The organism is Vibrio sp. Y58_MX_L22, assembly GCF_024181865.1.
Taxonomy (GTDB): Bacteria; Pseudomonadota; Gammaproteobacteria; order Enterobacterales; family Vibrionaceae; genus Vibrio; species Vibrio alginolyticus.
On the sequence record NZ_JAMZAN010000001.1, the window covers coordinates 936,925 to 946,715 of the forward strand.

At 45.4% G+C, this 9,791-nt stretch carries 10 protein-coding genes and 4 tRNA genes; 9 read left to right on the forward strand and 5 right to left on the reverse strand.

The window, feature by feature from the left end:
* Positions 1-50 precede the first annotated feature (50 nt).
* The 5 genes from NL626_RS04055 to hemA are packed head-to-tail and all read right to left on the reverse strand — an operon-like array spanning position 51 to position 4,523.
* Positions 51-860 carry a SirB1 family protein gene (locus NL626_RS04055; RefSeq protein WP_005384098.1) on the reverse strand — a complete coding sequence of 270 codons (810 nt, stop codon included), beginning with the start codon at positions 858-860 and terminating at the stop codon, positions 51-53.
* A gap of 6 nt (positions 861-866) precedes the next feature.
* A complete protein-coding gene (locus NL626_RS04060; protein WP_005382225.1) occupies positions 867-1,250 on the reverse strand; it encodes a SirB2 family protein in 384 nt (127 codons plus the stop codon).
* Positions 1,251-1,290: 40 nt separating this feature from the next.
* On the reverse strand, positions 1,291-2,145 hold the full coding sequence (gene prmC / locus NL626_RS04065) for a peptide chain release factor N(5)-glutamine methyltransferase (RefSeq protein WP_017634841.1): 855 nt from the start codon (positions 2,143-2,145) through the stop codon (positions 1,291-1,293).
* Between the two features lie 3 nt (positions 2,146-2,148).
* Complete coding sequence (gene prfA, locus NL626_RS04070; protein ID WP_005382222.1) at positions 2,149-3,237, reverse strand: peptide chain release factor 1; 1,089 nt, start codon at positions 3,235-3,237, stop codon at positions 2,149-2,151.
* A gap of 29 nt (positions 3,238-3,266) precedes the next feature.
* On the reverse strand, positions 3,267-4,523 hold the full coding sequence (gene hemA / locus NL626_RS04075; RefSeq protein ID WP_005384104.1) for a glutamyl-tRNA reductase: 1,257 nt from the start codon (positions 4,521-4,523) through the stop codon (positions 3,267-3,269).
* 134 nt (positions 4,524-4,657) lie between these two features.
* On the opposite strand from hemA, the gene lolB reads away from it, so the two are divergent.
* The 9 genes from lolB to NL626_RS04120 all read left to right on the forward strand — a co-directional run bounded on the left by lolB (position 4,658) and on the right by NL626_RS04120 (position 9,728).
* Positions 4,658-5,296, forward strand: a complete 639-nt coding sequence (lolB, locus tag NL626_RS04080; RefSeq protein ID WP_085570134.1) for a lipoprotein insertase outer membrane protein LolB — start codon at positions 4,658-4,660, stop codon at positions 5,294-5,296.
* Entirely contained in the window at positions 5,293-6,165 is an 873-nt protein-coding gene (gene ispE, locus NL626_RS04085) for a 4-(cytidine 5'-diphospho)-2-C-methyl-D-erythritol kinase (protein WP_021034139.1), read from the forward strand. Before lolB ends, ispE begins: the two co-directional genes overlap by 4 nt.
* Positions 6,166-6,192: 27 nt before the next feature.
* Positions 6,193-7,137, forward strand: a complete 945-nt coding sequence (locus tag NL626_RS04090; protein WP_005393176.1) for a ribose-phosphate pyrophosphokinase — start codon at positions 6,193-6,195, stop codon at positions 7,135-7,137.
* A gap of 151 nt (positions 7,138-7,288) precedes the next feature.
* Entirely contained in the window at positions 7,289-7,879 is a 591-nt protein-coding gene (gene pth, locus NL626_RS04095; RefSeq protein WP_042524127.1) for an aminoacyl-tRNA hydrolase, read from the forward strand.
* 10 nt (positions 7,880-7,889) lie between these two features.
* Entirely contained in the window at positions 7,890-8,981 is a 1,092-nt protein-coding gene (ychF, locus tag NL626_RS04100) for a redox-regulated ATPase YchF (RefSeq protein ID WP_005393178.1), read from the forward strand.
* A gap of 284 nt (positions 8,982-9,265) precedes the next feature.
* Positions 9,266-9,342 (forward strand) — tRNA-Met (locus tag NL626_RS04105).
* 40 nt (positions 9,343-9,382) lie between these two features.
* Positions 9,383-9,467: transfer RNA gene (locus tag NL626_RS04110), tRNA-Leu, on the forward strand.
* Between the two features lie 32 nt (positions 9,468-9,499).
* Positions 9,500-9,574, forward strand: a tRNA-Gln gene (locus NL626_RS04115).
* Positions 9,575-9,651: 77 nt separating this feature from the next.
* Positions 9,652-9,728: transfer RNA gene (locus NL626_RS04120), tRNA-Met, on the forward strand.
* Positions 9,729-9,791 lie beyond the last annotated feature (63 nt).

Genomic DNA, 9,791 nt, shown 5'->3' on the forward strand with positions numbered 1-9,791 from the left:
GATTCTCTTTTTCTGTCCACGATACGCCACAGTTCGGCACATCGATAAAATTAGTGAAGTGTGACGTGCGTTTCACTCATCACATTAACTTGTGATTTTAGTAGCTCGGAAGCCGGATCGTCAGGGCATTGGTCAATAAAGTACTGAAAATCTGATACCGCTACTTGAGGGCACTCTAGCTGTTGGAAAATAAAACCACGGTCACGAATTTCGTATGGATCATCTGGCACAAACGTTAGAGCAAGATTCGTACAACGTAATGCCAGCGTATAATGCTCTTCGCGCAACATCGCACTTTTAATCAACGCCAACCAGCGACCAATAATTGTTGGGTTGTCAGCTTCCTCAAAATGTTCAGGCTTTAGCTGAGCTAGCGGTCCTTCTTGGCCAATAAGCCAAGCTTGAAGAATCCTTTCACCTACATACTCACCATTAAATGGGTTGATGTAGTCTGGCTTCTTATGCATCCAGTCGACTTTTAACAGGAACTGAGTAGGGAAAGTAACTCCCTTCAACGGGAACCCCAGCTTTTTGCCTAGGTATAACAAAATCGAACCTAAGCTCACAGGAATACCTTTTCTGCGCTCCAACACTTTATCGATGAAGCTGTTGTCCGAAATAAAGTATTCCTGCTCGTCGCCTTTGAATCCCCACTCATGGAAAAACAGTCGTAGGAATGCATCAAATCGTTGCTCTTCATCGGTTTCATGAACAAGCGTGGCTTCTGCATCTTTGTAAAGACGCTCTAACTCTTGTTTCGCCCAATGTACTTTGGTTTCTGGGTTAATCGCTTTGTTTAGCTCAAGCGCACCTTCCACCAACGGTATATTGTCAAAATCTTCGTCAAAAAACTCTAACATGACGTCTTATCCAAATAACGTAGGGCTCTTAGACACAGCAATGTTTGCAGCCATGACCAACCAACCTAATGCGCCGAAAAAGCCAAATATCTTCAGTAGGTTGTTTTTCGCAAGTTTCAATGAGAAGAATCCAAGCGCAATGTACGCCAGTACACAGGTGATTTTGTTTGTTAACCACGGTGCGGCATCGGTAAACGGGATGAAACCCGTAATGAAAATAAGCGCGATACCTGACACTAGCAATGCAGTATCAACGATGTGGGGAAACACTTTCAAAAAGCGATTATTTCGCTTCGGTGAGTTCATCATCATTAACACGAATCGGATCGATAGTAGCGTCGCGCTGAGAGCGATCGTCACTAAGTGTATGTGTTTTAGAGCTACGTACATTTTTCTTCTCTTTTTAGTTAGTGTTTGCTGACTTCCATGATTAACTGGCCAGACAACCAAGTGTTACTCGATCGTTACCGCCATAATCTTTTTCCGTAGCGACCTGTTGGTAACCAAAGCCACGCATTATCTCACGCACCGCCTCACCTTGATCATAACCATGTTCAAATGCCAGCCAACCGCCCACTTCAAGATACTGACGAGCAAGATCCGAGATATGACGAATATCAGCTAAGCCATTCTCTTTAGCAACTAATGCAGATTTTGGCTCAAAGCGCACATCGCCTTGGGATAAATGTGGATCTTTTTCATCAATATATGGCGGGTTGGAGACAATTAAAGCAAACTTCGTACCTTCTGTAATAGGCTCAAACCAACTGCCTTGAGCAAAGGTCACATTTTTGATGTTTAGCTGCTCAGCATTGTACTCTGCAAGTGCTTTCGCTTCTTGCTTAAGGTCTACGCCCATCACTTGACGCTTTGGCATTTCAGATGCAAGCGCGATGGCGATAGCTCCCGTCCCCGTTCCAAGATCTAAAATAGGCCCAGTCTGCTCGTAGGTCTTATCGAGTGCAACTTCGACCAAACGTTCTGTATCCGGTCTTGGGATCAAGGTAGAGGGAGAAACTTTGAATGGTAAAGACCAAAACTCTCGCTCACCAATAATATAAGCGACGGGTTCACCAGTTAAACGTCGTTCAAGTAGAGCGTCAAACTGAGATTTTTGCTCTGCTTCTAATGCTTTTTCTGGCCAGGTCAGCAGGTAAGTTCGTGGTTTGCCAAGGACATGGCAAAGGAGTACAGCTGCATCGAGAGAAGGCGACTCTTTGCCGCCTTCTGCCAGTTTCGCCGTCGCACTTTTCAGTGCTTGCTCAATCGATTGAACTTGGCTCATCGATTAGCCGTTCTCTGCGAGCGCCGCAAGTTGGTCTGCTTGGTGCTCTTGAATCACAGGATCAATCAAGCTCTGCAGGTCACCTTCCATCACTTCGTTCAAACGATAGATGGTCAGGTTGATACGGTGATCAGACACACGACCTTGTGGGTAGTTGTAGGTACGAATACGGTCACTACGGTCACCAGAACCTAGAAGGTTACGACGTGTATCAGACACTTCTGCGGCACGACGCTCTTCTTCCGCTTGAACGATACGAGCAGCAAGAACCGCCATTGCTTTCGCTTTGTTCTTGTGCTGTGAACGCTCATCCTGACACTCTACTACCGTACCCGTTGGTAAGTGGGTAATACGGATTGCAGAATCCGTGGTGTTAACGTGCTGACCACCCGCGCCAGATGCACGGAACGTATCGATTTTCAGGTCTGCTGCTTTGATTTCTGGCAGATCCGCTTCTGGGATTTCCGCCATTACTGCTACTGTACAAGCAGAAGTATGCACACGGCCTTGAGACTCTGTTGCTGGAACACGCTGTACACGGTGACCGCCTGACTCAAATTTCAACACGCCGTATGCACCGTCGCCGCTTACTTTCGCGATCATCTCTTTGTAACCACCGTGCTCTGCCTCGTTTGAAGACATGACTTCGATGCGCCAGCCACGCTTTTCTGCGTACTTGCTGTACATACGGAATAGATCACCCGCGAAGATACCCGCTTCGTCGCCACCCGCACCTGCACGAATTTCTAGGAAACAGTTACGATCATCGTTCGGATCTTTTGGCAGAAGAAGAATCTGTAACTCATCAGTAAGACGCTCAATCGTCGCTTTCGCTTCTTTGATTTCTTCTTGCGCCATTTCACGCATTTCTTCGTCGTCTTCGTTTGCCATCTCTTCAGCGGCGACAAGATCTTCTTGTGCTTGTTGATAAGCTTGGAAGCACTTGGTTACTTCTTCTAGCTGAGAGTACTCTCTTGATAGAGCACGGAATTTGTCCTGATTTCCAATTACATCAGGATCACCAAGAAGATGTTGAACTTCTTCGTAACGTTCTACTAGCGTTTCTAGCTTAGTCAGAATAGAGGCTTTCATAGTGTCGTTTTCTTAATAAAAAGCGTGAGTTATAGATCATCCAAGCCAAGTGTTTGGCGGATAATCGTTAATTTTGCTGGTTCGCCTTGCTCTGCTGCACTTTGCAATGCGCGAGTTGGAGCGTGAATCAGTTTGTTGGTGAGTTTATTACTCAGCTCGCGCAGCACTTTCTCCGGATCTGCGCCTGCCGCTAAAGATTGCAAACTTTTGCTCAGTAACTCTTCACGAATTTCGTTGGCTGATTTGCGATAGTCGCGAATACTATCGACGGCTTGCAGTGAACGCAACCATGTCATAAATGCAGCGCTTTCTTCACTAACAATCGCTTCAGCTTGAATCGCTTCGACTTTACGCTGCTCAATGTTGCTGTCGATGATAGATTGCAAGTCATCAACAGAATACAGATATGCGTCGTTCAGTTCACCGACTTCCGACTCTACATCTCGCGGCACCGCAATATCGACCAACAAGATAGGTTGATGCCGGCGCTGCTTTAGAGCCGTTTCGACCATACCTTTGCCAATAATAGGCAATGGGCTCGCCGTTGAGCTAATCACAATGTCCGCTTTCGCCAAATGTTCAGGAATTTCGTTCAAACTGATCACTTCTGCGCCAAATTGGTCCGCTAAGCCTTGCGCGCGCTCTTTAGTGCGGTTCGCGACAATCATTTTTGTGCAACCGTTGGACGCTAAATGCTTCGCGACCAATTCAATCGTCTCACCCGCACCAACCAAAAGCACGGTTGAATCTGATAACGACTCAAAAATATGTTTTGCCAGTGTACATGCCGCATAAGCCACGGACACGGCATTACCACCAATATCTGTCTCTGTTCTTACCCGTTTGGCGACTGAGAACGTCTTTTGAAACAGTTTATCAATCGAGGCATCGACGGCTTGATGATCTCGCGAGTCAGAAAATGCTTGCTTTACCTGCCCCAAAATTTGAGGCTCACCCAACACCAGAGAGTCAAGACCGCACGATACGCGCATCAAATGCTTTATTGCAGCTTGTTCTTCATGAACATACAAACTCGGCATTAAATCTTCGCGGCTCACTTGATGAAATTGAGCAAGCCAATCGATCAACTTGTTTCGCGCTCCTTGCTTAACATCGCAGTACAACTCAGTTCGGTTACAGGTTGAAACAATCACACTGCCGTTAACTGCTTCGTGCTCTCTAAGTTGCTCGAGTGCAGGGCCGAGTTTATCCGGACCAAACGCCACCTTCTCTCGCAAGTCGACAGACGCTGTATTGTGATTAATTCCAATAGCAAGCAAGGACATCTAACGTGGTATCTCTGGGATAGGTTATAAAATAGGTCCAGAATTTTACTGTAAGCACGCATTTATTGAAAGGGTAAGCCGGATTTGTTTTCCTAAGTGCGACTTTTCAATGCTATAGTTGTGAGCGATTCCCGATGAAACTGATTAATAAGCCATCAAACATGACGTTACGCTCCTTTATTCTTTTTTTCTTGTCGAGCTTACTGCTCGCTGGTTGTTCGTCCGTTCCTGAAAGTGTTACCAGCGTTGAATGGCAAGCTCATGAGCAGCGACTCGAAACCATCCAAGATTTTCAAGCAACGGGGAAACTTGGTTATATTGGCCCAGACCAAAGACAAAATTTAAACTTCTACTGGAAACATTCTTCAGCACTAAGCCAGTTGCGTTTAACAACGATTCTCGGACAAACGGCATTAAAGCTCACCATCACCCCACAAGGCGCCACAGTAGAAACTTACGACGATCAGGTCCTTTCTTCTCGCAGTGCTAACCAGCTGATTTACCGTCTTACAGGGTTGATGATGCCCGTCGAACACATGCCTGACTGGCTATTAGGTCTACCGACCGATGCCGACAAATTCCAACTGTCTCCAACCAATACACTGCAAGCGTTAAACAAACAAATTGGTTTAAATGATTGGAGTATTGCTTATCAAAGATATGGCGACGTTCAATGGCATGAACAGTCTCTCCCTCTGCCAAATAAGCTGAAACTCACCACAGCTGATGTCAAAATAAATCTAGTGATCACAAAATGGAACATCACCCAATGATTGAACTTTCAACACGCTGGCCATCACCAGCGAAATTGAATCTCTTTCTATATATCAACGGCCGTACAGAGAATGGCTACCACGAGTTACAAACCTTATTCCAATTCGTCGATCACGGCGATGAGCTCACCATTCAAGCGAACCATTCTGGTGATATTACGATTTCTCCAGACATAGAAGGTGTGCCCCTTCAAGACAATTTAATTTGGAAAGCAGCAACCGCGCTTCAAACTTACTCAAACTGCCCTTTTGGCGCGCATATTGAGCTACAGAAAGTGCTGCCTATGGGTGGAGGCATTGGTGGGGGCTCATCGAATGCAGCTACAGCATTAGTGGCACTGAATTACTTATGGCAACTGAACCTAACTGACGACGAACTGGCTGAAATAGGTTTAAAACTAGGCGCAGACGTGCCCGTATTTGTGCGCGGATTTGCAGCTTTTGCTGAAGGTGTTGGTGAAAAACTCTCTCCTGCTTATCCCGAAGAAAAGTGGTATTTAGTCGTCAGACCGAATGTATCTATCGCAACCGTCGACGTTTTTTGTCATCCAGATCTAACGCGAAACACCCCAAAACGAGATCTAGAAACACTTTTAAATACGCCAAGCGTAAACGATTGCGAAAAAATTGTACGAATGCTCTACCCAGAGGTTGATAAGCAACTTTCTTGGCTGCTACAATACGCGCCGTCAAGATTGACGGGGACAGGATCTTGCGTTTTTGCTGAATTTTCGAGCAAATCTGAAGCAGAAACTATCCTTGCACAACTCTCTGATAAAGTCTCGGCATTTGTCGCTCAAGGGCGCAATATTTCGCCACTAAAAGAGACTTTGGCTGAATACCAATCAGCCTCACACCGACCTATTTAAACTGGACGCAAACCCGAGGTTTCCACCGTGCCTGATATGAAGCTATTTGCTGGTAACGCAACACCTGAACTAGCCCAACGTATTGCTGATCGTCTTTACATCTCTCTTGGTGATGCATCTGTTTCTCGCTTTTCTGATGGCGAAGTTGCAGTTCAAATCAATGAGAATGTTCGTGGTAGCGATGTTTTCATCATTCAATCCACTTGTGCACCGACTAACGACAACCTAATGGAATTGGTTGTTATGATTGATGCAATGCGCCGTGCTTCAGCAGGCCGTATCACTGCAGTTATCCCTTACTTCGGCTACGCTCGCCAAGACCGTCGTGTACGTTCTGCGCGTGTGCCAATTACTGCAAAAGTTGTTGCTGATTTCCTATCTAACGTTGGTGTTGACCGCGTTCTAACTATCGACCTACACGCAGAGCAAATTCAAGGCTTCTTCGATGTACCTGTAGACAACATCTTCGGCACGCCAGTGCTACTTGAAGATATGCAGGCTCGCGGTCTAGATAACCCTGTAGTGGTATCTCCTGACCTAGGTGGCGTTGTTCGTGCTCGTGCAACAGCAAAAGCACTAGGCGACATCGACATCGCAATCGTAGATAAGCGTCGTCCACGTGCAAACGTTTCTGAAGTAATGAACCTAATCGGTGATGTTGAAGGTCGTGACTGTGTGATCGTTGATGACATGATCGACACAGGTGGCACACTATGTAAAGCAGCTGAAGCACTAAAAGAGCGCGGTGCCAAGCGTGTATTCGCTTACGCTACTCACGCAGTATTCTCAGGCAACGCTGCGGATAACATCAAGAACTCAGTTCTTGACCAAGTTATCGTAACTGACTCTATCTCTCTGTCTAAAGAGATGGCTGCAACAGGTAAAGTGACAACACTAAGCCTATCTCGCATGCTGGCTGAAGCGATTCGTCGTATCAGCAACGAAGAGTCAATCTCTGCAATGTTCAACTAATACGAACATTTCAGTTAAACTGATTTCAAAAGCACCCCTCTTTGGGGTGTTTTTTTATTTGTATCGATAGGCAGAAAATCCCTTGGTCGCCCACTGCGAGAATTCTGTGCTATCATACTGCGCTTTTTGAGATTCCAGAGAGATCCTAACCTTGACTCAACCAATCAAACTTCTTGTTGGTCTTGCTAATCCGGGACCAGAATACGCCAGAACTCGTCACAATGCGGGCGCTTGGGTTGTAGAAGAATTAGCACGCGTTCACAACGTTACACTGAAGAATGAACCAAAGTTTTTTGGTCTAACAGGACGCATTATGGTCAATGGCCAGGATCTCCGTTTGCTTATCCCAACCACCTTCATGAATCTATCAGGTAAATCGATCGCTGCGCTTGCGAAATTTTATCAAATTAAACCTGAAGAGATCATGGTTGCTCATGACGAGCTAGACTTACCGCCAGGTGTCGCTAAGTTTAAAAAAGGTGGGGGTCACGGTGGACACAACGGTCTGCGTGACACCATTAGCAAACTGGGCAATAACAAAGATTTTTATCGTCTTCGTATTGGCATTGGTCATCCGGGACACAAAGATAAAGTGGCGGGTTTTGTATTAGGTAAAGCGCCAGCTAAAGAGCAAGAGCTTTTAGATGCAGCAGCTGATGAGGCTGTTCGTTGTCTAGATATCCTGATTAAGGATGGCCTATCTAAAGCACAAAATCGCCTCCACACGTTCAAAGCTGAATAAGGTTACTATCATGGGTTTTAAATGTGGCATCGTTGGTCTACCTAACGTAGGTAAATCAACTCTGTTCAACGCACTAACTAAAGCGGGTATCGAAGCAGCAAACTTCCCGTTCTGTACCATTGAACCAAACACTGGTGTGGTTCCTGTGCCAGATCTACGTCTAGACGCACTAGCTAAGATCGTTAACCCACAGAGAGTTCTTCCAACGACGATGGAGTTCGTGGACATCGCTGGTCTTGTTGCTGGTGCATCACGTGGTGAAGGTTTAGGTAACAAATTCCTAGCTAACATCCGTGAAACAGACGCGATTGGCCACGTTGTACGTTGTTTTGAAAACGAAAACATTGTTCATGTTTCAGGTAAAGTTTCACCCATTGAAGATATCGAAGTGATCAACCTTGAACTTGCAATGGCTGACCTAGATTCTTGTGAGCGAGCGATTCAACGTAACGCGAAGAAGGCAAAAGGCGGCGATAAAGACGCAAAATTTGAACTAACCGTACTAGAAAAACTGTTACCAGTACTAACTGAAGGCGGCATGGCACGCACAGTTGAGCTATCTAAAGAAGAGTTAGCAGCAATCGGCTATCTAAACTTCCTAACACTGAAGCCAACTATGTACATTGCAAACGTAAACGAAGATGGCTTCGAAAATAATCCATATCTAGATGCGGTTCGTGAGTTCGCAGAAAAAGAAAACAATGTCGTTGTACCTGTATGTGCAGCTATCGAATCTGAACTATCTGAACTAGAAGATGAAGATCGCGAAGAATTCCTAGCAGATATGGGGATCGAAGAGCCGGGTCTGAACCGTGTAATTCGCTCTGGTTACGAACTACTGACTCTACACACCTACTTCACAGCAGGTGTTAAAGAAGTACGTGCTTGGACAATCCCTGTTGGTGCAACTGCGCCTCAGGCGGCAGGTAAGATCCACACTGACTTCGAGAAAGGCTTTATTCGTGCAGAAGTAGTCGGTTACGACGATTTCATCCAATTCAATGGTGAAAATGGCGCAAAAGACGCAGGTAAATGGCGTCTAGAAGGTAAAGACTACATCGTAAAAGATGGTGATGTTGTACACTTCCGCTTCAATGTTTAATTAAATGAATGAATTCTAAACACTTCATTTACACTAAAAGCCAGCTGTTAAGCTGGCTTTTTTAATACCTTAAGTAAATGAACAAAAATAAATTACGCAACTGCAAGCTAATTTATTTCCAGTTTTAGATCATAAACACGCCTCTTTGTTTAAAAAGGAAGCGAACGAGGTTTTTTCCGAAATTTATTAAAAAAAACTGTTGACGGATCTCACTCAACTTCGCATAATGCGCGCCGTTCCCAACGACAAGGCAACAAAGCGTTGAGAACAAAAAATATGGTTTTGGCTACGTAGCTCAGCTGGTTAGAGCACATCACTCATAATGATGGGGTCACAGGTTCGAATCCCGTCGTAGCCACCATTCCTAAATGTTCTTTTTATCAGAGCAGTTAGAAATAGATGCGGAAGTGGCGGAATTGGTAGACGCACCAGATTTAGGTTCTGGCGCCGCAAGGTGTGAGAGTTCAAGTCTCTCCTTCCGCACCATATTTTAAATAGTCATTGTGACTATTGCCTGCAGGTCTATCGCCAAGCGGTAAGGCAGCGGCTTTTGATGCCGCCATTCCCTGGTTCGAATCCAGGTAGACCTGCCATTATTCAAGTGCGATTCCTTTATAAAAGGGGTTGTCACTGAGAGCGTGAAGGTTTATATTGTCTCGCTCCAAAAGATGGCTACGTAGCTCAGCTGGTTAGAGCACATCACTCATAATGATGGGGTCACAGGTTCGAATCCCGTCGTAGCCACCATAAACAACGTTATTTAGGTTTTTACCAATTACCTTGATAACTACAGAATAAGTTGCGGAAGTG